Source organism: Pseudomonas entomophila, from assembly GCF_023277925.1.
Classification (GTDB): domain Bacteria; phylum Pseudomonadota; class Gammaproteobacteria; order Pseudomonadales; family Pseudomonadaceae; genus Aquipseudomonas; species Aquipseudomonas entomophila_D.
The window spans coordinates 98,518-121,176 of sequence record NZ_CP063832.1 but is presented as its reverse complement, the minus strand read 5'-3'; the positions used below and the strand labels follow the sequence as shown (position 1 = coordinate 121,176).

The following is a 22,659-nucleotide window of genomic DNA, read 5'->3' as shown; positions in this document are numbered from 1 at the left end:
GATTTAACCCCTTCCTTGTAGTCCATTTCCCAAACATACTCCCGCCGCCCTTTTTCCGTTGCGGTCGTTCTGGCACGGCTCTAGTCTCGGCGGGGCGCTTGAATCAGCGACCGGCTTTGACAGGCCGATCAGTCAAACTACATGGCTTAGCCCTCAATGGCTGCTGTGCATGGGGCACTTCATGTGCGCCGGGTTTTGGTTTGCCTGCCGGTCTGTCAACCCATGTACAGCTGCCACCCACTTGTTTGACAGCAAGCCTGTAGCGGCCCTTATAGAGGCCGACCACATGCTTAAGATTGTTCCCGATCCACCCCACAACCCTCACTCCCTCGAAGACACCCTCATCCAGGCCACCGAGTACGCCCTGTGTGCACTGACCGTGGCCCATCAGGCCGTGCATGCCCAGCCCAGATCACCGGCCACGATCCTGATGATGGCGTCGATCCACGAAGTCGAATCGCTGCGCGTGTTGCTCGAGTCGGCGTTGATCCAGGTGCAGATGCCCAAGGCTCCGCAGACGCTGCACTAGCCCGCGCCCGGCCCTGTTCGCTGGCAAGCCGGATCCTACGAAGAACGCCACGCTACACCTGTAGGAGCCAGCCTTGCTGGCGAAAGGGCCCACCCAGGCACCGACAACTTCGGGGAGAAAAACAATGACCACAGACGACACCACCGCAGGCAAAACCAAGTTCTACCAAGGCGAAGGCCAGACCGTCCCACTGTTCTGCATCAAACCCGGCATCCCCTGCCAGCACGCCCGCGAACAAGCCTCGGATCTGATGGGCTGCGTGCGCGACCTGACCATTGCCGGGATCATGGAAGAAAAGCCACAACTGCTCTGGGCGTCGTATTACCTGAGCGCGCTGGCCAAGGCGCTGATGGATGATGCGGAGCTGGGTATGAGGCACTGAGGCCGGAACGGCTCGGTCTGGGTGTCTCGTAGCCAGTCGGCTTGGATCACTCATGCAGTACGATACTTCTTGGGGCGGCAGGTGTCGCCCCTATTCATTGCACCTATGCTGAGTCCTGATCAAGATTCAATCCTAGCGCTTTACATTGCTCAGCCAAGGTTTCTCTAAGGTCATGCATGAACTTTATATAGTTTGACTCGCTTATATCCAGCAGGGATAAATTCTCTTCCCCCCAAAGCCTAATCACCATGCTCTCGTGGCCGTCAATTCTTACAAACCCTACAAAGTCACCGTCAAAACTTTCTACTCCAATAGGTAAGTAGGAATTTCTTATATCCGTCTCGACTTCTTGTATTTTGGCTTCCAAATTGCTGACTGTTAATTGTATTGGTTCATTATTTTTTGCTCGTTTAAACAAATCCTTGATTGCGCCATCTAGAGCGCCGACCAGCATTAGCTGGCCATAGTCACCGACTGTCACATCGCCGAAGATCAAACAGCACTGTGTGAAGTGAGCACTTCCGTCATCGGATTTGAATGTGTCAACTCTTGCCTTTAGTTCAACCATTTTTCTTCATTCCGCACATGCAGTCTTTTTTCATCTCTGCAAATTTCCGCTCGACCTCTGGCGGTGGCTTGATTCCTCGGCCTTGAACCGAATCTCCGTTCCAGTGAACCGTTCCATCATTACAATTGCCAAATCGATGGATAACGCCTTTCTCGTCCATGGCGTACCAGTGAAGCCCATCTCTGTCAGGGATCGCCATTTTATAGAGATCTTCCGCATTTTTTGGAATTATGGAAGTCTTGCTCCAGACAGAAAAATGGGGTGAACAGAAAAAAGGGTAGATTTACTTTCTCTACTCTAGTTTCAGCCCACCCTGCTTCATCTTCTCAATGCATTTCCAATCAATCGCATAGGATCACCCACGAACCGACTATTGCCAGTCAGCATGCTCGCTAGATAGCCTATTTAATAGGACTATTCTCTTCAGCCGATATCACCTAAGTTCTGTGGTCCCTTCGGCCCTGCTCAGGTAGCAATTAGAGTTAAAAATACATCCGTCCACTTTTCGGCCCAAGTAATGCACGGTACGCCCGGTGTCGCCTTCGTCGCGCGGCGGTAAGCTTTCCCAGGCCGGGTGTCGCTTGAACTGGCGCGGGCTCTCTACCGTTGTGGTGCGGAGAGTAATTGCAAGTTTCGTGGCTTCAACAAGGCTGCGACATGAGTTGGCCTTTAGATCCTGAACGTTGCCTTGCTTTATGTATTGAGCTGGTAGAAGGTTATTGAGGGGCCGTAGTCTTCAATATTATCTTCGATAGCTATGGTGAACTGCTTTTCAGGGAATCTATCACGCAGAACTAAACCCCAAGAGTACTTTAGTAGCGCTGACAGCCTTACGAACACTTCATCTGATACATTGCTTGGGCATCCATCGTACATGTCGTAGAGCAATGTGTGATTCATGCTTTGCTCTATGTTTGAAGTGCATTCTCCATTTTTTTTAAGCGATAGGTAGGTGGATTCATTGAATGAGAGCTCAAGAAACACACCGTCGTCGACGCATAGCATGTCGGGCAATAATAACTTGCTTACGATCAAGGTGTCCTCAGGGTGGCATTCACTACGAAGGTATGAGAAAAGGTTGATATCTGATGGGTTTTCCCATTGCTCTCGCCATGACTCATACTTTTCCAGATTTCCAAAGTCCGGAGTGGAGTAAAGTTTGCTCATGGAATTTCCTCTGCAGTTGCTGGGCGCGGTGGCAATTTTGAGGATGGAGAGTTTACTCTGACTACCCCATTTGGCAAAGTGTTCCGACCATACTCTAGTACGTGGGGCGTTGGCACGCCAGCGTGGGCGGCACCAGTAACGTCTACACGCACTCAGAATGCGGCCGTGCTCATCATAGGTTGCGTAGCTTGAGATTCGACCGAACTACCACCCATTGCAAACCTCATTATCACTCACTATTCAAACCACAGCACGTCGATCGAGGGAAAAGAAATCAACCTCCAGATCGGTCAATATATCTTCAAAGGCTTCGCCACCACGCAGCTCTATATACCTGGCCTCTGATTCAAAAATCGGAACCAGCCATACAATAATGCACACCCCGCCCCCTACATCATCACTTTCATAGATCTCTGCATCTTCTCCAAAAAAGAACGGAGACTTAACCCAAAACGAGTTGAACTCCCTACCCTTAAAGAGAACTCCACTTCGCCTGAGCACCTGATCATTTTTTAGCGGCTCATGCTTTGCCAAAATCTGCTCCACCACCTGACTTATCAATGCGGCGACATTACCCGGAACAGAATCTTCCTCAACAGATATTAGAATCTCATGAGATATCTCCCTCCCCCTCCCTATTTGCAGAACCGCACGCGACAAGCCGAGGGTACAATATGTACTAACACCTTCCAGTCGCCCTCCCTCGCATTCTACGATATTGTATGAATGGCTCTCATATTCAAAGGACCAACCACGCTCAATCCCACCAAATATCTTCTCAACATGGTTAATTATCGTCACTTTCTATTGCCCTCTCGACGATTGCAAGATTGACACTTCAAAATCACTCCTTCTTGATAATTATCGATAACCTGTTTCCGAGTGACGTCATCCGGGAAATCTCGAAGCGACCAAGGCTCCGGATGATGGTCCATATCCCAATCACGATGGCCAGTACCTGGGGCAACCTTAACCTCTTTTTGGCAGGCTGGGCACAAGCGCCCTCCCGTGGGGCCTTCATCAGCTTCACTCCAAGCCTTCTGAACCGAGCCTTTCCTCCATCTGGCCCGATACGTCACATCACCTCTCGTATTTGACCCTTTTGCTAGTCCTAGTGGGTCTATCCACTCGATGGGATTAGGTGCATAAACCTGAAGGTTCATCCCCCCCGAATAGCCGATTGGGTCTGGACTTGTAAAACGGCCAGACTTTGGATCGTAGTATCGATAGCGGTTGTAGTGCAGCCCGGTCTCGTGATCGTGGTACTGCCCCTGGAAGCGAAGCGGGTTGCCCAGGCCGTGCTGTTTGGCCCACGCCGAGCGCTCCTCCCTCACTTCACCCCACGCCTTGTACTGCCCTGCCCAAGCGATGTGGCCGTGCTCATCGGTCAGCTCCATCGGCGTGCCGAGGTGGTCGCAGTGGTACCAGGCAATCGCGTCGAACGCTTGTGGCTTCACCTCGGTATGCCACAACGGGTCCTGATCGAAGTCATATTCACGCTGACCCCAGTCCGGTTGCTTGTGCAAGCGGATCGGGCTCTTGCGCAGGGCCTGGGCGACCGGCACGAAGCTGCCCGGTTCTTACAGGTAATGCACGGTGCGACCGGTGTCGCCTTCGTCGCGTGGCGGTGAGCTCTCCCAGGCCAGGGTGTCGCCATCCCAGCCAAACAGGGTGAAGCCACAGCCGAGTTCACGTTGGCGCTTGGCCCGTTGCAGCTGGTTCCAGCCGGTGCCCGCTTCCGGGCGGTCCCAGAAGTGCGCCACCGAATGCTTGTGCAAACGCCGGCCCAGGGCGTCGTAGCTGTAGTCGACCTTGAGCTTATCGTCGTTGTAAGAGGCCAGCCGGTCGAACAGGTCCCAGGTGAAGTGCGCGTGGGCGCCGTTGTGCAGGCGGTGGATCAAATTTCCGCGTTCGTCGTAGCGGTAATGAGTACCCGCGTACTCGCGCAGCAGGTTGTCCATCAGCTTGTTACGCCGTGGATCGGCTTCCAGCGGGCGGTTCAGTTCCTGGGTTTTCTGGTCCAGCAGGTTACCGGCCGGGTCGAAGGCAAAGGTTTCCACACCCAGGCGGCTGGTGGCCTTGAGCAGGCGACCGACCGGATCGTACTGGTACTCCAGCTGCCCACGACGGCTGTCGTGGATATTGGTCAGCTGGCCGGCGGCGTCATAGCGGTACTGACGCTTGAGCAGCGTGGACTGGCCGTCGTGGCTGCCCAACAACTGTTCCTGCAAGCGCCCGGCCGGGTCCCAGGCCTGGGTCTGCATCAGCTTATTGCCCTGATGCCGCACGGTTTCGCGGTGCAGGTCGTCGCGCTCGTAAGCCAGCATTTCGTGCTGGTCGAGGGTCATGCCGAGCAGGTGGCCGCTGCCGTAGGTCAGCCAGCTGACCTTGTGGCCGTCCGGACGGATCGTCGCGGTGCGCTGGTTGAGCGCGTCGTACTCGTGCTGCCACACCGCGACCATCGGCGTGCCGGTGGCCAAGTAATACTGATGCTCGCGGGTCAGGTTGCCCGCTTCGTCGTGGAACCATTGCAACTTGCTGGCGGCGTTGACGGCCTGGATCAACTGGCCGTTGCCGTTGTAGGCAAAGGTTTCGCTCTGGCTCTGGTTGCCCAGGCGGGCCGTGCGTTCACTCAAGCGGCCCATGGGGTCGAAGGTCAGCTCGATACGGCGCTGGCCAACCTGGGTGCTCGCCAACCGACCGCTGTACGGGTCGTACTGGTAACGGGTGACCAGGCCATCGAAGCCGGTTTCTTGCAGCAGCCGGCCGACCGGGTCGTAGAGGAAGGTGGCCTTGCTGGTGTTCTCGTTTTCCAGCCCGATCAAGCGGCCGAGCTTGTCCCAGCGATAACGCAAGGTGTGCTCGTTGGCGTCGACGCGCTCAGCGAGCATACCGGCAGCGGTATAGGACCAGGTGGTGCAGCGGTCGAGCGCGTCGACGTGGGCCAGCAGGCGACCTTCGGCGTCGTAGTTGAAGCGTTCCTCGGTCTTGTCGGGATGGGTGACCTTGGCCAGTTGCCCGGCCTGGTACTCGTAGGCGGTTGTGTTACCCGCTGCATCGGCGAATTCGGTCAGCTGGCCGAGGGCGTTGTACGCCCACTGGCTGGTCTTGCCCGAGCAGTCGGTGTACTCAAGCAACTGCCCGGCAGCGTTGTAGGCCAGTGTCTTCTCGTTGCCCAGCGCATCCTTGATCGCCTTGACCAGCCCGGCCGGGGTATAGGCGAACTCGGTCTTGTTGCCCAGCGGATCGACGCTCTCGACCAGGTTGCCGCGCTCGTCATAGTCGCGTAGCCACAAGCCCCCCTCGGCATCGCGCAGCTTGATCGGCTGGTCGTGCTCGTCGTAGGCGTAGTGCACCGTGCTGTGGTCGGCGCGGATGTGCTGCAACAGGTTGCTGCGTTCATCGTAGGTGTAGCGGTCCTGGCTGCCGTCGGGGTGGACGTGGCGGATGACGTTCTTGCGTTCATCGCGGAATAGCCACTCCTCGCGGCCGTCCGGGTGGATCAGGCGGTAGGTGTAGCCGAGGGCGTCGTAGTAGTGCCAGGTTTCCTGGCCGTGGGCGTCGGTGACATAGGTCAGGCGGATGTTCGGGTCCCAGGCCAAGCGGGTCTCGAAGCTGCCGTCGTCGGCCCACTCGTGGATGGCCTTGGCCTGTGGGCCGCTGCCGTCCCATTCCAGGTTGATGCCGCGCCCGGTGCGGTCGGTGTAGCGGGTCACCAAGTGATGCTGGTACTGGTAGTGCCAGGCGGCGCCGTGCTCGTCCTGGGCGGCGATCAGGTCGCCTTGAGCGTCGTAGTGGTAGCCGCACAGCTGGCGCAGCGGCGTGCCGTCGACCACCTGCCACAGGCCCTGGATATGCCCATGGTCGTCGAGCAGGGTGCCCAGTTGCAGGTGGACTTTTTCGGGGTCGTTGTCGGAATAGGTGTTGATATCCGACAGCACCGGGCGGCCATTGTGGCTGTGCTCGTAGTGCAGCATTGCCCCGGCGCCGCTGCGCAGGACGATGTGGACCAGGTAGAAGCGATCACCGACCCGCTCGTAGGTCTCACGCCGCGAGAGGCCGCGGATGAGGATGAGCTGGGTCTCGGTGGTGCGCACCAGGCTGACGTACTCGATCGGGTCATAGTGCGGCTTGCCGACCTTGGGCAGCGGGTAGTCGTGGCTGCGGCCGTCGCTGTCGTGGAACACCACGCCCTTGTCCACGACATCGAGGCAAGTGGTGAACTCGGTGATCCAGCGGGCGCCGAGGCTGCCGTCGTCCAGCTTGGCCAGCCGGGAGTTGTACACCCGCGTCCAGTTGACCGGGAACGGCCCGGACAGACTGAAATCCTGATGGGCCAGCGTCTCGTCACCGAGCACATGGCCGATGCTGAAGCCGGTGCAGGCACACGGACCGTTCTTCTCGGGCTTGGGCTGCTTGTTGGCGCGGACCTGGCTGCGCACCACCTCGGTCGGCCCTTCGGGGTGGACATGCCGGGCCTGGTGGGTGACGCCGGGGCGGATGGCGACGGCCATGCCTGGGCGGCGCGGGTTGGCCAGCACAGTCTCGAGCAGGCGGGTCAGCAGCCAGGCGATGCTGTTTTCCATACCAGCGCTGCCCAGGGCCTGCAGGCGCTGGGGCACGACCTTGGCCAGGTCTTCGAGGGTGCGGATCAACGGCCCGAGCAGGCTGTCCAGCTCGCCCTTGAAGTGGCGGGCAACGCTGTTGTAGCCGTCCTTGAGGCTGCCCTCGGTGGCGTTGGCCAGGGCCGACAGGGCCAGGCGCCAGGCGTCGGTCTCCAGGGCCGAGTCGTACAGCGCCACCTGGGCCATCTGCGCGCGGGCCAGGCGGTGGCTGCTGGCGGCATCCAGCTTGCCACGGGCGGCGGCGGCAATGGTCTTGGCCAACGAGGTGAACAACAGGCGCGCAGTGTCGGCGGCGGCACTGAGCATCGCCGGCAACTGGGCCAGGGCCTCGCGTACGTAGTGCTCCAGGGCGCCGCGGATATTGGCGTGCAGGTGGCCGTCGATGATCTCCAGGATCACCGCGCCGATGTGCGCGCCGGGGCGGCGGCGCAGGGTCTGGCGGGTCAGTTGCAGCACCGGGCGCAGCACGGTGCGGGCGCGGGACAGGCCGGGTGGGTAGGGGACGATGCCGATCAGGTTGATGCCCAGGCTGACCCACACCAGCGGATCGGGGTCGGGGTTTTCGACCAGTTCGAGGATGTCGATCAGCGCGTCGATGCAGGCCAGGGAGTTGGCCATGGCCGGGATGCTCTCGGCGTGCTGGCGCAGCAGTTGCAGATCGACCAGGCCGTAGCTGATTTCTTGCAGCCAGTGGTCGACGGAAGCGGCGGCGGCGCCGAGGTCTTCGCTGAGGAGGGTGTCGAGGGGGGCGATGGCGATCTGGATTTCGCGCTCGCTGGGCGCGGGAACGGCGGGTGCGGCAGACATCGTGAAAGGGCCTTCCTAGGCGGGGGACGTTGAGGTCCCGGGTGGTCCGTGAGGGCGAAATGATACTAAGGCGGGGGCGGTTCGGCCATGGGGGAAACCCTGAGGGGGTGTGGGAATGCGCGGGGCCAAGGGTGTATGTTCCGGCCCTTTCGCCGGCAAGCCGGCTCCTACAGGGGACCGCGTGTAGGAGCGGCTTCAGCCGCGATGCAGGCGACGCGGTGCCCGTCACCCGCTTTGCGGGTGATCGCGGCTGAAGCCGCTCCTACAAAGTTCGTGCTAAGTCAGTGCTGGGCGATCTCTACTTGCTCCCCGGTCACCCGCACTGGCCACACCCGCAGTCGCTGCGCCGGATCTTCCAGGCAGCGCCCGTCCTGCAAGCTGAAATGCTGCTTGTACAACGGCGCCGCCACCACGAGCTCGCCGCCCAGGCTGCCGACCAGGCCGCGGCCAATGACATTGGCCCCCGACCGCGGATCGCGGTTGTCGACGGCATACAGCACCTGCTCGCGCCCCGGCAGGTAGAACAGCGCCACCTGTTCCCCGTCGAACCAGGCCACCACACCCGAATCGGCCACCAGGTCCCGGACCTGGCACACCGCCTGCCAGTGCAACGGTTGTGTCTCGGCAACATTGGAACGGTTCATCAGACAGCCTCCTCGGTGATGGTGGGGATCAGGTGCAGCGGCGCGGCGGGCCGGCGCTGTTCACGCTCACGAACGAAATGCACATCGGGGTCGGCGCGCTGGTCGTTGACGAAGGTACGGAAGCGCTTGAGCTTCTCAGGGTCTTTCAGGGCATTGGCCCATTCGCATTCGTAGCGGTCGACCACCTGCTGCATCTGCGCCTCCAGCTCGTGGCCAAGGCCCAGGCTGTCGTCGAGGATCACCGCCTTGAGGTAATCCAGCCCGCCTTCCAGGCTTTCGCGCCACACCGAGGTGCGCTGCAGCTTGTCGGCGGTACGGATGTAGAACATCAGCACCCGGTCGATCAGGCGCACCAGTGCCTCGTCGTCCAGGTCGGTGGCGAACAGTTCGGCATGTCGCGGGCGCATGCCGCCATTGCCGCAGACATACAGGTTCCAGCCCTTGTCGGTGGCGATCACGCCGATATCCTTGCTCTGCGCCTCGGCGCATTCGCGGGTGCAGCCCGACACCGCGAACTTGAGCTTGTGCGGCGAGCGCAGGCCCTTGTAGCGGTCTTCCAGGCGCAAGGCCATGGCCACGCTGTCCTGCACACCGTAGCGGCACCAGGTGCTGCCCACGCAGGATTTCACCGTGCGCGTCGACTTGCCGTAGGCGTGCCCGGTCTCGAAGCCGGCCTCGATCAGTTCGCCCCATATCAGCGGCAACTCGTGCAACTGGGCGCCGAACAGGTCGATGCGCTGGCCACCGGTGATCTTGGTGTAGAGGTCGTATTTCTTCGCCACCTGGCCGATCACGATCAGCTTGTCCGGGGTGATCTCGCCACCGGGGATGCGCGGCACCACCGAGTAGGTGCCGTTCTTCTGCATGTTGGCCATGAAGGTGTCGTTGGTGTCCTGCAGCGGCACCAGCGACGGGTCCATGATCGGCTGGTTCCAGCATGAGGCGAGGATCGAGCCCACCGTCGGCTTGCAGATGTCACAGCCGACATGGCCCTGGCCATGGCGCGCCAGCAGTTCGTCGAAGCTGCGGATACCCTCGACCCGCACCAGGGCGTAGAGCTCCTGGCGGGTGTAGGCGAAGTGTTCGCACAGGCTTTTGTCCACGGTCACGCCACGGGCGGTCAGTTCGTGCTCGAACACCTGCTTGAGCAGCGCCGCGCAGCCACCGCAGCCGGTGGCCGCCTTGGTGCAGCCCTTCACCGCGGCGAGGTCGCCGCAACCGCTGTCGATGGCCGCGCACACCGCGCCCTTGCTGACGTTGTGGCACGAGCAGATGGTCGCGCTGTCGGGCAGCGCGTCGGCGCCCAGGGCTGGTGCGCCGCCGCTTTGCGGCAGGATCAGCGCGGCCGGGTCGGCCGGCAGCGCAAGGCCGTTCTGGGCGTATTGCAGCAAGGTGTCGTAGTAGCTGTTGTCGCCCACCAGCACCGCACCGAGCACGTGCTTGCCGCTGGCATCCACCACCAGGCGGCGGTAGGCGGCGTTGGCCTCGTCGATGAAGCGGTAGCTGCGCGAGCCCGGCGTGGCGCCGTGGGCGTCGCCGATGGAGCCGACATCGACGCCCAGCAGCTTGAGCTTGGTCGACATGTCGGCGCCGGTGAACGCGCCCGCCGTGTCACCGACCTGCAGCGCCGCGAGGTTGCGCGCCATGGCATAGCCCGGCGCAACCAGGCCGAACACGCTGCCGTTCCACGAGGCGCATTCACCGATGGCGAAAATTCGCGGGTCGCTGCTGCGGCAATCGTTGTCGATCACCACGCCGCCGCGCGTGGCGATGTCCAGGCCACAGGCACGGCCCAAGGCGTCTTGGGGGCGGATGCCGGCGGAGAACACGATCAAGTCGGTCTCCAGGTACTCGCCACCGTCGAACTGCATGCGGTAGCGATAGTCTTCGCCCGCGCCGATCGACTGGGTGGCGCGGGACAGGTGCACGCCCACGCCAAGGGCTTCGATCTGCGCCTTGAGGGCCGCGCCGCCTTCAGCGTCGAGCTGCACCGGCATCAGCCGTGGGGCGAACTCCACCACATGCGCTTCCAGGCCCAGCGACTTCAGCGCGTTGGCGGCTTCCAGCCCCAGCAGGCCACCGCCCACCACCACGCCACGGCGGGCATCGGCGGCCGCATTGCGGATGGCGTCAAGGTCATCGAGCGTGCGGTAGACCAGCCGGGCATTGCCGCTGGAACCTTCGATCGGCGGCACGAAGGGATAGGAGCCGGTGGCCAGGATGAGTTGGTCATAGCCGTAGCGGCCTTCGCCAGTGACCACCTCGCAGCGCTCGCGGTCGATCTCCAGCACCGCTTCGCCCAGGTGCAGGTGCACCCCATGGCGCGTGTAGAAGTCCTGCTCGCACAGGGCCAAGGTCTCGGCACAGCTACCGGCGAAGTACTCGGACAGGTGCACCCGGTCGTAGGCGCGCTGGCGTTCCTCGCCGAACACATGCAGCTCGAAACGGTCCAGGGCACCCCGCTCGAGCAGTTGCTCGACACAGTGGTGGCCGACCATGCCGTTGCCGACGATGACCAGTCGCGCACGTGGTGCGCCGTTCGCTGTTGCCTTCATAGCCGATCCTCGATCACGGAAAACAAAAAGGCGCCTGGAGCCGAAGCTCCAGGCGCCTTTGCCTGTACTCATCAGTGTGAGGCCCCGGGATGATCGCCGTTGATCAGTGGGGCTTTTGTGCAATGGTCGAAGCAGGGAATGTGCCAATGTGCCTGGCAACGGCTTCGCGGGTAACCCTGCTTGCCCTCTGTAGGAGCGGCTTCAGCCGCGATGCAGACGGCGCGGTGCCTGGTATCCGCTTCGCGGATGATCGCGGCTGAAGCCGCTCCTACAGAGGTCATGCCGAATTAATGCACCGCACGGGTGCACGGCTCACCATCTCGGGGCGTTCAATACACATCCCGCCGATAGCGCCCAGCCTTGCCCAGCGCCTCGACCCAGGCAGCCGCTGCCTCATCATTCATCCCGCCCTGCGCCGCCACCACCAGGCGCAGCGCCGCATCCACATCCCTGGCCATGCGCTGGGCGTCGCCGCAGACATACACCCACGCCCCATCCTCCAGCCACCGCCACAGCTCGGCGCCCTGTTCCAGCAAGCGCTGCTGCACGTAGATCTTCTGCGGCTGATCACGGGAGAACGCAGTGCTCAGCCGCAAGTGCCCACTGCTCTCCCAAGCCAGCAACTGCTCGCGGTAATAGAAATCGCTGGCCGCCTGCTGTTCACCGAAGAACAGCCAGTTGCGCCCGCTCGCCCCGCGTACCTCGCGCTCCTCGAGAAAGGCGCGAAACGGTGCGATACCGGTGCCAGGGCCAATCATGATGATCGGTGTGGCGTCGTCCTCGGGTAGGCGGAAGTGCTTCGACGGCTGCGGGAAGATCGCCACTTCCAGCGCGCCGGCACGGTCGGCGAGAAAGCTCGAGCAGACACCTTTGCGTTCCCCGTAGCGCACCGTCGAGACCGTCAGGTGCACCTGTTCGGGATGCGCGTTGGGGCTGGAGCTGATCGAGTAAAGGCGTGGCTGCAAGGGCTTTAGCAAGCCCAACCAGGCGGTCAGCGACAACCGCTGTGGAAAGGCGCTCAACACATCGGCCAGTTGCCGCCCCCACAGCCAGGCCTTCAATTCGGCCTTGCGCTCAGGTTGCAGCAGACGCCGCAAGTCGTCGCTGCCCTGGCTGAACCGCTCGAGTTGCTGCGGGGTGACCCGGGTAATGTCCAGGTGGCGCTCCAGCGCGACCGAGAGCGGCATTGGCGCATGCCCCTTGAGCTCGACCGTGGCCTGTCCATCGAGCTGCGTCAGCGCCAGCAGTTCCGCGACCAGCGCTGGGCAATTGCGTGGCCACACACCCAGGGCGTCGCCCGGTTGATAGGTGAAGCCACTGCCGCGCAGGTCAAACACCAGCTGACGGGTTTCCTTGGCCGACCCGGGGGTATTGAGCAGGCGGTTTTCCAACACCGACGCCAGCCACGGTTGCTGCTTGCCATAGCCCGCGACCGGCTCGGGCTCGGCGGGTGTCGGCCTGGCACTGCCCAACTGTTCCATCAAGGCGTCCAGCCAGGCGCTGAAGGCCTCGTCGGCATCCCCTTCGCAATCGACCCGCGCCAGCAGGCGCCGCGCGCCCAGCTCGGCCAGGCGCTGGTCGAGCTTGCGCCCGAAACCACAGAACTGGTCGTAGCTGGAATCGCCCAAGGCCAATACCGCGTAGGGCAACGTGGCGCAGTGCCCGCCCTCCTCGCCTTGCAGGGCCTGCCAGAACGCCGTGGCGCAATCCGGGGCGTCGCCGTCACCAAAGGTGCTGGCGATCAGCAGCACACTGGCAGCCCCCTGCAACTGCGCCGGGCCGAGCGCATCCATGCAACTGAGGCGCACCGCCAACCCTGCTGCGCGCAGGTGCTGCGCACATCGTTCGGCCAGGGCTTCGCTGTTGCCGGTCTGCGACGCCCACACCACGTGATGACTGGAGACTTCACTGGCCGGTACCGGTTGGCTGAACAAGGCTGCCAGCAGTCCATCGACGAACAGGCGTCGGGCGGGGGCCAGGGGCGCCCCGGCCGGCAAGCGCGGAACCCCTTCGGCACGGGCCTGGCCCAGGCCGAACAGGAAACCTTGCAGGTAATGGCGCTCGTCCTCTGCCAGCTCCGGTGCTGGCAAAGCATCCAGGCCAAGCAGCCGAGACAGGGTGGCGGTGGGCATGCGGGTGGGCTCCGAAACAAGGTCGATGGCGTCGATACGCTCGCCCGCGACCCGCTCCAGGGCCACGGCGCAATACTTGAAAGCCGGTTGCAGGGAGGTCGGGTCGACTGCGTCGCACGTGACGGCGTTGATCGCCAGTTGCTCGCCATACAGGTCGTTCCAATGGAACGGCGCGAAGCAACCACCGGGCAGCACGCGATCACTGACCCGCGCGGGCAACTGCGCCAGGCCGCGCCGCGAGCGGATCGCCACCGTGTCGCGGTCACGGATCCCCAGGCGCCGGGCATCCTCGGGGTTGATCTCGACGAAGGGGCCCGGCTCCAGCTTGTTCAGGCTGGGCACCTGGCCGGTCTTGGTCAGGGTGTGCCACTGGTGCTGCACACGCCCGGTGTTGAGCACGAAGGGATACGCCTCGTCCGCCTGCTCGGCCGCTGGCAGCCAGGGCCGTGCCAGGAACCGCGCTTTGCCATTGGGCGTGGGAAAATCCAGTGCCGGGCGAGCCCCCTGCTCATCCTGCAACAGCTGCTGGCTGACCCCGTCGTTGCGGTAGCGCAGCGGGCTGCGGGGGGCTTCCCGGCCTGGCGCGCAGGGCCACTGCCGCGGGCGCTCACGCAGCTCGGGGTAACCGATGCCACGCAGGTCGTAGCCGCTGGCGGGGTTCCAGAAGCGGCGGATTTCCTCATACACCGCCTCGGCATTGGGGTAGTCGAAAGCATGCCCATACCCCATGGCACAGGCCACCCGAGCGATGAGGCGCCAGTCCTCGAGGCTTTCACCGGGCGGGTCGACCGCGCGCGGCATCAGGGTGAGGTTGCGCTCGCTGTTGATCATCACCCCCTCGCCTTCGGCCCATAGCGCGGCAGGCAACAGGATGTCGGCATGGCGATTGGTCTCGGTATCGTGGAAGGCGTCCTGGCTGATCACCAGTTCCGCCTGGCGCAGGCCGTCGATCACCTGCTGGCGGTTGGCGACGCTGGCCACCGGGTTGCTGCAGATGATCCAGCAGGCCTTCACCTCGCCCTGCTTCATCTGCTCGAAAAGCGCCACCGTGCCCTCACCGCCGTCGCTGCGCAGCGTACCCGGCGCCAACTGCCATTGCCCCTCGACGAAGGCGCGGTCGGCCTCGACCTGCGCCGAACGCTGGCCCGGCAGGCCAGGCCCCATGTAGCCCATCTCGCGCCCGCCCATGGCGTTGGGCTGGCCAGTCAGGGAAAACGGCCCGCTGCCCAGGCGGCAGATGGCGCCGGTGGCCAGGTGCAGGTTGCACAGCGCGTTGCTGTGCCAGGTGCCGTGGATGCTCTGATTCAGGCCCATGGTCCAACAGCTCATCCAGTTTTGGGACTCGCCGATCCAGGTGGCGGCCTGGCGGATATCGGCCTCGGCCAAGCCGGTGATGGCGGCGACGCGTTCAGGGGTGTAGTCGGCGAGAAAGGCCGGTAGCGCCTCCCAGCCTTCGGTGTGACGGGCAATGAAGTCGGGGTCGGTATGGCCGTTGGCATGCAGCAGGTGCAACAGGCCATTGAGCAGCGCCAGGTCGGTGCCCGGGCGCAGTTGCAGGAACAGGTCGGCCTTGTCGGCGGTGGCCGTGCGCCGAGGGTCGACGACGATCAGCCGGGCCCCGGCCTTGGCCCGCTCGAGCAAGCGCAGGAAGAGGATCGGATGGCAGTCGGCCATGTTCGCGCCGATCACCAGGAACACCTCGGCGTGCTCGAAATCCTGGTAGCTGCCGGGCGGCCCATCGGCGCCCAGCGACTGTTTGTAACCGCTGCCGGCGCTGGCCATGCACAGGCGCGAGTTGGATTCGATATGGCGGGTGCGGATATACCCCTTGGCCAGCTTGTTGGCCAGGTACTGGGCCTCCAGCGACATCTGCCCCGACACGTACAAGGCCACGGCGTCCGCCCCGTGCTGGTCGATGATCGTGCGCAGGCGGGACGCGGTTTCGGCGATGGCCTCGTCCAGAGCGCCGCGCACCGGTTCCTGGTCGCGCTGGCGGCGCAGCCAGGCGTAGGCCATGCGCCCGGTGGTCAGGGGGATGTGAGCCGTCAGGCCCTTGGTGCACAGCCGGCCGAAGTTGCTCGGGTGCTGTTTATCACCACTGACCTTGACCACCTTGCCGTCGGTCACGCTCATGACGATGCCGCACCCCACGCCACAGTAGGGGCAAACGCTGCGGACCTCGCTGCTGCTCATCGGCGATCTCCTGCTGACGAAACGACAAAGGCGCCGGCTGCCCCGGCCTGCACTGGCAAACGGGGGCAACACGGCGCCTTCGTCGTGATGAAAGTCGGCCATCGGCGTTGATGACCTGATGAATGAGCGACAGCAAAAGCCGGGCCATGACCGGCGCCTGCCTGCGAATCAGGCACCGTGGCGCTTGGCACCGGCTTTGCCGGTGTTCGCCGGCAAGGCCGGCTCCTACGTGGGATCGCGTCTTGTCGCACCGTAGTGGGCCTGTTGCACCATTGGGTGGCGTTCAGGCCTGGCCAAGCGATATGCTTCGTATACGTTTCATATATACGGGTACCCCACCATGGGCATCGTCAAGATCTCCGACGACCTCCACGAAGACCTGCGCGTGGCCAGTGCCGCGCTGTCGCGCTCGATCAACGCACAGGCCGAACACTGGATCCGCCTCGGCATGCTCGCCGAGCTGCATCCGCAAGCCACCTACCAGGACCTGCTGCGCCAGTTGCTGCGCCAGGAACAGGCCAACCTCAAGGAACTGCTGCAATGAGCCAGGTCATGCTCAAGGACGCCGCCCAACTGGCGCTGATGCGCCGCGCCGGGCAACTGCTGGCCCAGGTGTTCGCCCACCTCGACGGTTTCATCCGCCCGGGCGTGACGACGATGCAGATCAACGACCGCGCGGAGACGTTCATCGTCGAGACGCTCAAGTCGCGCCCGGCGAGCAAGGGCCAGTATGGTTTCCCCTATGCGCTGAACACTTCCGTGGACCATGTGGTGTGCCATGGCATGCCCAAGGCCGGTGAGGTGCTGAACGAAGGCTCTATCGTCAATGTCGACATCACCCTGGAGCAGGGCGGTTACATTGCCGACTCGTCGAAGATGTACTGCATCGGGCAGATCAGCGAAGAGGCCCGGCGGCTGGTCGACACCACCTACGATGCGTTGTGGAAAGGCATCGAGCAGGTACGCCCCGGCGCCACCCTCGGTGATATCGGCCACGCCATCCAGGTGCACGCCGAAGCCGCCGGCTATAGCGTGGTGCGCGAGTACTGCGGGCATGGTATCGGCACGCAGATGCACGAGGCGCCCGAGGTGCTGCATTACGGCCATCGTGGGATGGGCATGAAACTGCAAGCGGGGATGGTGTTCACCATCGAGCCGATGATCAACCAGGGCGGCCGCGGGACCCGCGGACTGCGTGATGGTTGGACGGTGATTACCCGGGATCACACGCTGTCGGCGCAGTGGGAGCATACCGTGGCGGTGACCGAGAGCGGGTACGAGGTGCTGACGCTTCGGGGGGAGGAGGTTCGGCGCTGACGGATTGGCATTCGGACACCCTCCCTTTGCCAGCCCTTTCAGGAGGGCGCCATGAACGATGCGGTCACCGCTACCTTCCCAGGCATAACTGGCCCGAAACAAACGTAGGAGCGGATTCATCCGCGATGCGCCGCGCGGGCGGCGCTCGATCTCAAGCGCGCCGCAAGACTATTGCATTACAATCCGCGCCAGCCCAAAGCCCCCCAGGACCCCTCATGGACGAACCCGCCCAGCACTGGCTACATGCCCTCTCCGCCCCCATGGCCGCCCTGAACGGCGCCAGCTACACCGCCCCCGACTATTTCGAAGGCGAAGACCAGGCCGACCTGGAACGTTGGTGGGGCATCAGCACCCGTGCCCAGTTGCTGGACATGCTGAGCATGGCCGACAACGGCCACGCCACCGAACTGAGCGAGGCCTACTGGCAGTACCAGCGCTGTCTGCCCAGCCAATGGCAGGCGCTGCTCGAAACCCTGCCCCCGCGTGAACGCATCCGCCACCAGTACGCCGCGCGCACCTTCCCCGATTGCGGCCCGGGCGGCACCCGCGCCTGGGACCTGGGCCGCATGAGCTACCTGCTCCGTGCCGGGGTCAAGAAAGGCCTGGTCAGCCGTGAGGAAAGCCTCTACCTGCACTACCGCCTGGCCTTGCGCGCCCGCCATTACTACAACCGCTGGGACAGCTACCTGGCCGGTTACCTGTTCGGCAAGGCGTTGTGGAACGCCAGCGGCAGCAGCGACGACACCCTGGCCGCCAACCTCGAACGCCAGGGTGACGAACACTGGAACCGCTGCATCCTGCTCAACCTGCGCCATGGTGCCCACGCCTTGTTCGCCGAACTGCCCTGGGACCTGCCCCTGCCCGAGCCACAACGCCCCACAACGCTGGAAGAGGACTGCTGGTCATGAGTTGCTGGATTCGCCTGGGGATCGAACCGACCCAGGATCTCGATGCCATCCGCCTGGCTTACCGCAGCCAGCTGCCCTCGCACCACCCCGAGACCGACCCGGAAGGTTTCAAGGCACTGCGTGAAGCCTACGAGCAAGCCCAGCGCCTGGCCCGCGAACACACCGCGCCAGCGCCTGACGACCTGGAACCCGCGGCCGAGCACGCCGCCGTGCATCCCGCGCTGCAAGCCTTCCACAGCCTGCTCGAAGCGCCGGCCACCCGCTTCGATCCGCCAGCCTGGCAGCGCTACATCGACGAACTGGACACTCTGCCACTGGACGAACTGGAGGACCTGAGCTGGCATCTGCTCGCCACCCTTCGCGACGCCGGCCCGCTTTCGCATCGCTGCGCCAGCCTGCTGGCCCAGCGCCTGGGTTGGGCGCAACAGCTGCTGCGCCTGGAAAACCCTCATGAGGTGGAAGCCTTCCTCGACCGCCTGGAAGAGCCCGACCCCTACGACACCGCACTGATGCGCGATTGGCCGCCCAGCGCACAGCTGGAAAGCCTGTGGTATTTCCGCAGCCTGGAATACTGCTACCAGCAGCACCCGCTGTTCGAATACAAGCAGTTCGTCAACGTGCACACCTGCCTGGCCATCCCCGACGACCCCGCCCTGATGCAGCGCCTGCTGGTGCAGTTCAGCCAGGCGGGGATCGGCAGCCGCGCCTTCCATGGCCAACTGCTAGAGCGCCTGCAACAGGCGCCCAACGACATCGACCTGCTTTACCTGCTGGCGCGCCAAGCCCATGCCCTGGACGCCGAACAGCAAGCCCTGGACTGCTGGCTGCGACTGTACCGCGAACACCAGCACCCCCAGGCCGAGCGTTGGCTGATCGACCTGTGCGCGCGCCATCAACCGCAGCGCCTGCCGTTGTTGATCCAGGCCTTCGACCACCTGCACATGCCCGCCTCCTGGCCCATCGACCTGGCCGATCCGGCCCAGGCCTGGGGCAGCCCGGCACAGACGCCGCAGACCTTGGCCCGCTGGGCAGAAGCCGCGCGCATGGAGCTTGGCGGGATTGCCGGCACCTTTGTCGATTGGCGCCTGGACGGTGACGACGAGTTGCCACTGCTGGCCTGGTTGCTGCAGGAGCAGCCCGACCGCGAACTGCATCACCTGTACTGGCAAGCGTGGGCCCTGCAACGCGGCGAAGCTGGCCTGTTACGCCAGATCCTGTCACGCCAGCCCGGCGAAGACCCGCTCGATGCCCTGATCCTGGAGGGCTTCCAACGTCAGGCCGCGCAACACCTGCACTGGCTCGAGCAATCGCCGGTGGTGCAGGCCCTGGTGCAGTTCTGCGCCAGCGAAGCGCCGACAGTCGAACTGCCCGAAGCACTGGCCGATGACGCCATCCGCTCGGTGTGCCGCGAATGGCTGCGGCGCATGCGCGTCTACTCGGCCCAGGCCCTGAACGCGCTCAACAGCCAGTTCGACATGCTCCGCTTGTTCACCACGCCATTCGCCCTGCCGTTGCAGGGCCGCCTGGCCGAGGACGGCGTACTGCTGCCAGCGATGCCTGACGGCGAGGCCCTGTGGGCCTGGCATCGCCAACAGCTGTTCATGCTCGCCCTGCTGGAGCAGCAATCACGCTGGCTGGCGCTGATCGACCCGGCCTTGCCCGGGCAGTTGCAGTATCCCGCCGACCACCCCTTCGCCGAGCAGCACGCGCAGCTCCTGCAGGCGCTCGATGCCCGCACAGGCGACAACAGCCTGCCAGAGGTCGTCTTGTCCGCGCCCCTGCAGACCCTGCAGCAGGCCCTCGACAGCACGCGCCTGCCCAGCGCCGCGCAGTTGGCCGCCTGCCTGGACAACGATGATGGCCGCCTGTTCGACGCGAGCCCGCTGAGCTACCTGCTGTTCTGCGCGGTGCTGTACCACGACCGCTCACTGGGCGAGGAACAACGCACGCGCCTGCGCAACCGCCTTGAAGCCATGACGCTGCAAGGCGCCTGGTTCGAGCCGCTGCGTCGCGGGCTGGTGGACGGCAAGGTCGGACGGCCGCCGGCCGACGTACTGCGTAACCAGGGCATCGACAGCCAGGCGTTCAAGGGTGTGATGGACGCGCTGAACAGCCTGCTCAACGACTGCACGCCCCCCAAGCCCCGGGCGTTGTGCGCCCTGCAGAAAATCAAGGACGATACCCAACAGTACCCCGGCCTGCGCTGCGCAAGCATGGCCGTGCTGTCCTGGGCCGAACGCATGCTGGGCAACGACCTGAAACAGCCGCCCGCCCCTCTGTGGGCATTCTGGAAGCTCAACAGTCGCCTGAACCGCACCGGCTTCGCCTGGCATCTGGTGGCCACTGTGCCATGCAGCGCCATGGCCCTGAAGTTCCCGGCACTGTTCGCGGTGGTCGCGGTGCTGATGATCAGCGCCAGCCTGCGCCGCTTGCGCGACCTCGGCCGGGGCGTGCCGACCCTGCTGCTGCTACTGGTGATCAGCCGTGTGCTGCCGTTCGTTACCCTGGTGCTGCTGGGCCTGCCCGGCAACAAGTTGCCTAACCAGTACGGGCCGCCGCCAGGCAAGGGCATGCCGATGGACGGTGGCCTGCAGGCCACCTTGCGGCGCCTGAACGGTCAGTAACGCAGCTCATCGAGCGCTTGGCTCAAGGCCAGGCGCTCGCGGCCGATCTCACTGGACTGCTGCCTGGCCAGCACCGCGTTGAACGCATCCAGCCAGCTGCCGATCAACTCGCGCTCATCGCCCAGGCTCTGCATCCAGGCCCGCTCCAGTCGGGCCAGCAGGGTGCGATTGGGCAGGGTGTCGCGTGGGTGAATCTTCAGCCGCGCCAGGCGCTCCTGGCTGGCCTGGCGTGCCTCGGCATCCAGCCCGGTAGGGCTGCGGTCGATACTGTGGCTGTGTTTCTGGCCACTTTCGAGGAAGGTCACGTCCACTTCCAGCAGGCCGTTGATGTCGTAGCTGAAACGCACATCCAGCGACTGGACCGCACCGGTCTGCTGCAACGGCACCACGAAGCTGTCGACCAGGATATTGTCACGCACCCAGGGGCGCTCGCCCTGGTACACGGCAATGCGAATGGATTCCTGCTCGGGGTGGCTGCTGTAGAAGCGCTGGACTTTTGAGGTCGGAATCACCGTGTTGCGCTCGATGATCGGCGAGAAGGCCCCGGTGACGTCTTCGCCACGCGAGGAGGCAATGCCCAGGGTGTAGGGGCAGACATCGGTCAGGATCAGCTCGTCGATCGCCGCGTCGCGCGCCTTGCAAGCCGCCTGGCTGGCGGCGCCCAGGGCGACGATGGTGTCCGGATCAAGGTGCCGGTACGGCAGGCGACCGAACAGCTTGGCCACCAGTTGCTGCACCTGCGGCATGCGCGTGGCGCCACCGACCAGCACCAGGCTGTCCAACTCCCGCGGGCTGAGCCGGGCATCGCGCAGGGCCTGTTCGATGGGCGTGCGCACCCGTGCCAGCAACGGCGCCCAGATCGCTTGCAGCTTCAGGTCGTCGACTACCCATTCACGGGCCTGGCCATCGCCACTCCAGTTCAATGTGCGGCTACCCTCGCCCGCCTCGCGCTTGAGCTGCTCGACGGCGTCGTGAAGGCTGGCCAGAGCCTGGGGCTCGAGGTCTTCGACCTTGAGCTTCCAGTCGTGCAGGCAGGCCTGCAGCAACGCCTCGGTGAAATCTTCGCCACCCAGGTAGTTGTCACCGGTGGAGGCATGCACCTCGATCAGCGGCAAGGCGTACTCGAGCACCGTGACGTCGAAGGTACCGCCCCCCAGGTCGAAGACCAGGGTGCGTTCGAACTTCTGCTCATGTAGGCCATAGGCCATGGCGGCGGCCGTGGGTTCGTTGATCAGCCGCTGCACCTTGAGCCCGGCCAGCTCGGCGGCAAACACCGTGCGCTTGCGCTGCTCGTCGCTGAAATAGGCAGGTACCGAAATCACCGCTTCACTCACCGAGCAGCCCAGATGGGCCTCGGCGTCCTGCTTCAATGCACCCAGCACCAGGGCCGACAGCTCTTCAGGCGTGAAACAGTGCTCACCCAGCGCGTAGCGCTTGTCACTGCCCATGAAGCGCTTGAAAGCGCCCGCCGTGCGCTGCGGGTGAGTGGTCAACCGGGCCCGGGCAGCCTGGCCCACCAGGATGCTGCCATCGTCATCGACACTGACCACCGAGGGGGTCAGCACTTCGCCCAGGGCGTTGGCGATCAGACGCGCTTCGCCATCCTGCCAGACTGCGATCAGGCTGTTGGTGGTCCCCAGGTCGATGCCCAGGAGCGGAGTGGGTTGTGTAGAGGAAGGAGAGAGGCTGGCATCCTGCATGGTCGGTCTCTTGCTTGCGATAAGAACCGGCGCAGGGCCTGCTGGCCACGTGCGGCGGACAGGGGGCATTCTGGCGCAATGCCAGAAACAAAAAAAGCGACCCTAAGGTCGCTTTCTCTGTAGCTTCAGGGTGTTCAGTGGGCCCTTGAAGCTGAATATGGCGCGGCGGACGGGACTCGAACCCGCGACCCCCGGCGTGACAGGCCGGTATTCTAACCGACTGAACTACCGCCGCGCTATACATCGAGTGGTGGGTGATGACGGGATCGAACCGCCGACCCTCTGCTTGTAAGGCAGATGCTCTCCCGGCTGAGCTAATCACCCTTCGTCTCGGTGTGGCGCGCATTCTACGGAGGACCCTTTACCCTGGCAAGCACTTTTTTCAAAAAAATCAAAAAAAAATGCCAGGCCTTTCAAAGACCTAGCTGCGCCGGGCTTTTCCCTCCTTATATATGCTTGCTGGCCCTCTGACAGGGCTGGCCTCGAACCACCGCTCGGAGAATAATGC

Annotated in this window: 14 protein-coding genes, 2 tRNA genes and 2 pseudogenes; 6 read left to right on the top strand and 12 right to left on the bottom strand. The window is 63.6% G+C overall.

Annotated elements, in window-relative coordinates; genetic code table 11:
- Positions 1 to 286 precede the first annotated feature (286 nt).
- Together IM733_RS00525 and IM733_RS00520 are read left to right on the top strand one after the other, a co-directional pair.
- Positions 287 to 529 (top strand): hypothetical protein, encoded by a 243-nt coding sequence (locus tag IM733_RS00525; protein WP_011532209.1) that lies wholly within the window; start codon positions 287 to 289, stop codon positions 527 to 529.
- Between the two features lie 124 nt (positions 530 to 653).
- Entirely contained in the window at positions 654 to 911 is a 258-nt protein-coding gene (locus IM733_RS00520; protein WP_248919078.1) for a DUF3077 domain-containing protein, read from the top strand.
- 103 nt (positions 912 to 1,014) lie between these two features.
- Here IM733_RS00520 and IM733_RS00515 read toward each other — a convergent pair whose 3' ends face one another.
- The 9 genes and pseudogenes from IM733_RS00515 to IM733_RS00480 form a co-directional block, all read right to left on the bottom strand.
- Positions 1,015 to 1,479 (bottom strand): hypothetical protein, encoded by a 465-nt coding sequence (locus IM733_RS00515; protein ID WP_248919077.1) that lies wholly within the window; start codon positions 1,477 to 1,479, stop codon positions 1,015 to 1,017.
- Positions 1,480 to 2,172: 693 nt separating this feature from the next.
- Positions 2,173 to 2,646 carry a hypothetical protein gene (locus tag IM733_RS00510; RefSeq protein ID WP_248919076.1) on the bottom strand — a complete coding sequence of 158 codons (474 nt, stop codon included), beginning with the start codon at positions 2,644 to 2,646 and terminating at the stop codon, positions 2,173 to 2,175.
- The gene (locus IM733_RS25605) at positions 2,643 to 2,762 is read right to left on the bottom strand and encodes a hypothetical protein (protein WP_432760408.1); all 120 of its coding nucleotides are present in this window, start codon (positions 2,760 to 2,762) and stop codon (positions 2,643 to 2,645) included. The genes IM733_RS00510 and IM733_RS25605 overlap by 4 nt, the downstream gene beginning before the upstream one ends.
- Before the next feature lie 124 nt (positions 2,763 to 2,886).
- Complete coding sequence (locus IM733_RS00505; protein WP_248919075.1) at positions 2,887 to 3,447, bottom strand: suppressor of fused domain protein; 561 nt, start codon at positions 3,445 to 3,447, stop codon at positions 2,887 to 2,889.
- Positions 3,444 to 3,632, bottom strand: a pseudogene (locus IM733_RS25515) (GH-E family nuclease); the annotation flags it as partial. The pseudogene IM733_RS25515 and the gene IM733_RS00505, both read right to left, overlap by 4 nt.
- Positions 3,633 to 3,746: 114 nt before the next feature.
- Positions 3,747 to 8,078, bottom strand: a pseudogene (locus tag IM733_RS00495) (RHS repeat-associated core domain-containing protein); the annotation flags it as partial.
- A 281-nt stretch (positions 8,079 to 8,359) separates the two neighbouring features.
- Positions 8,360 to 8,722 carry a nitrite reductase small subunit NirD gene (nirD, locus tag IM733_RS00490; protein ID WP_248919074.1) on the bottom strand — a complete coding sequence of 121 codons (363 nt, stop codon included), beginning with the start codon at positions 8,720 to 8,722 and terminating at the stop codon, positions 8,360 to 8,362.
- A complete protein-coding gene (gene nirB, locus IM733_RS00485) occupies positions 8,722 to 11,277 on the bottom strand; it encodes a nitrite reductase large subunit NirB (RefSeq protein WP_248919073.1) in 2,556 nt (851 codons plus the stop codon). The genes nirD and nirB overlap by 1 nt, the downstream gene beginning before the upstream one ends.
- Before the next feature lie 329 nt (positions 11,278 to 11,606).
- Positions 11,607 to 15,602: a bifunctional nitrate reductase/sulfite reductase flavoprotein subunit alpha gene (locus IM733_RS00480; protein WP_248919072.1), complete on the bottom strand. Its 3,996-nt coding sequence runs from the start codon at positions 15,600 to 15,602 to the stop codon at positions 11,607 to 11,609.
- A 340-nt stretch (positions 15,603 to 15,942) separates the two neighbouring features.
- Between IM733_RS00480 and IM733_RS00475 the strand changes: the two genes are divergently transcribed.
- From IM733_RS00475 to IM733_RS00460, 4 genes are all read left to right on the top strand, one after another.
- Positions 15,943 to 16,146: a ParD-like family protein gene (locus tag IM733_RS00475; RefSeq protein WP_011532704.1), complete on the top strand. Its 204-nt coding sequence runs from the start codon at positions 15,943 to 15,945 to the stop codon at positions 16,144 to 16,146.
- A complete protein-coding gene (map, locus tag IM733_RS00470) occupies positions 16,143 to 16,919 on the top strand; it encodes a type I methionyl aminopeptidase (protein ID WP_248919071.1) in 777 nt (258 codons plus the stop codon). The genes IM733_RS00475 and map overlap by 4 nt, the downstream gene beginning before the upstream one ends.
- A 215-nt stretch (positions 16,920 to 17,134) precedes the next feature.
- A complete protein-coding gene (locus tag IM733_RS00465; protein ID WP_248919070.1) occupies positions 17,135 to 17,827 on the top strand; it encodes a DUF1266 domain-containing protein in 693 nt (230 codons plus the stop codon).
- Positions 17,824 to 20,451, top strand: coding sequence for a DUF805 domain-containing protein (locus tag IM733_RS00460; RefSeq protein WP_248919069.1), 2,628 nt, complete (start codon positions 17,824 to 17,826; stop codon positions 20,449 to 20,451). Before IM733_RS00465 ends, IM733_RS00460 begins: the two co-directional genes overlap by 4 nt.
- Here IM733_RS00460 and IM733_RS00455 read toward each other — a convergent pair.
- From IM733_RS00455 to IM733_RS00445, 3 genes are all read right to left on the bottom strand, one after another.
- A complete protein-coding gene (locus IM733_RS00455) occupies positions 20,445 to 22,151 on the bottom strand; it encodes a molecular chaperone HscC (protein WP_248919068.1) in 1,707 nt (568 codons plus the stop codon). The genes IM733_RS00460 and IM733_RS00455 overlap by 7 nt on opposite strands.
- A 158-nt stretch (positions 22,152 to 22,309) precedes the next feature.
- A tRNA-Asp gene (locus tag IM733_RS00450) sits at positions 22,310 to 22,386 on the bottom strand.
- Between the two features lie 13 nt (positions 22,387 to 22,399).
- Positions 22,400 to 22,475, bottom strand: a tRNA-Val gene (locus IM733_RS00445).
- Between the last annotated feature and the right edge of the window lie 184 nt (positions 22,476 to 22,659).

Coding starts and splice junctions, on each gene's coding strand:
- map (WP_248919071.1), top strand. CDS start 16,143: ATGAGCCAGGTCATGCTCAAGGACGCCGCCCAACTGGCGCTGATGCGC.
- IM733_RS00525 (WP_011532209.1), top strand. CDS start 287: ATGCTTAAGATTGTTCCCGATCCACCCCACAACCCTCACTCCCTCGAA.
- IM733_RS00475 (WP_011532704.1), top strand. CDS start 15,943: ATGGGCATCGTCAAGATCTCCGACGACCTCCACGAAGACCTGCGCGTG.
- nirD (WP_248919074.1), bottom strand. CDS start 8,722: ATGAACCGTTCCAATGTTGCCGAGACACAACCGTTGCACTGGCAGGCG.
- IM733_RS00455 (WP_248919068.1), bottom strand. CDS start 22,151: ATGCAGGATGCCAGCCTCTCTCCTTCCTCTACACAACCCACTCCGCTC.
- IM733_RS00460 (WP_248919069.1), top strand. CDS start 17,824: ATGAGTTGCTGGATTCGCCTGGGGATCGAACCGACCCAGGATCTCGAT.
- IM733_RS00515 (WP_248919077.1), bottom strand. CDS start 1,479: ATGGTTGAACTAAAGGCAAGAGTTGACACATTCAAATCCGATGACGGA.
- IM733_RS00510 (WP_248919076.1), bottom strand. CDS start 2,646: ATGAGCAAACTTTACTCCACTCCGGACTTTGGAAATCTGGAAAAGTAT.
- IM733_RS00520 (WP_248919078.1), top strand. CDS start 654: ATGACCACAGACGACACCACCGCAGGCAAAACCAAGTTCTACCAAGGC.
- IM733_RS00480 (WP_248919072.1), bottom strand. CDS start 15,602: ATGAGCAGCAGCGAGGTCCGCAGCGTTTGCCCCTACTGTGGCGTGGGG.
- IM733_RS00465 (WP_248919070.1), top strand. CDS start 17,135: ATGGACGAACCCGCCCAGCACTGGCTACATGCCCTCTCCGCCCCCATG.
- nirB (WP_248919073.1), bottom strand. CDS start 11,277: ATGAAGGCAACAGCGAACGGCGCACCACGTGCGCGACTGGTCATCGTC.